At 74.8% G+C, this 250-nt stretch carries 1 protein-coding gene; it reads right to left on the bottom strand.

What is annotated here, in order from left to right; translation table 11 throughout:
• A partial coding sequence (locus tag A4V12_RS23690) for an ATP-binding cassette domain-containing protein (protein WP_159028926.1) occupies positions 1–239 on the bottom strand: 239 nt, incomplete at its 3' end.
• Positions 240–250: the final 11 nt, after the last annotated feature.

Below are 250 nucleotides of genomic sequence, written 5' to 3'. Positions count from 1 at the left end.
AGCTGGGCGCCGAGGAGGCGGGTGACCTCGCGGTGGTCGGCCACCGGGTCGAGTCCGGCGACCCGCACCGTGCCGGCCTCCGGGGGCCTGCGGCCCTCGACGCACCCGACCGTGGTGGTCTTGCCCGCCCCGTTGGCCCCGAGGATGCCGAAGATCTCGGCCTCCGCGACCGCGACGGACACGTCCGCGACCGCGTCCCTGCCCCCGTAGGCCTTGCGCAGCCCGTTCACTGTGCTCATTACGGTGGTCG

The organism is Streptomyces noursei (genome assembly GCF_001646665.1).
GTDB lineage: Bacteria > Actinomycetota > Actinomycetes > Streptomycetales > Streptomycetaceae > Streptomyces > Streptomyces lavendulocolor.
The sequence above is the reverse complement of the archived record's forward strand: the minus strand, read 5'-3'. Positions and strand labels throughout refer to the sequence as shown.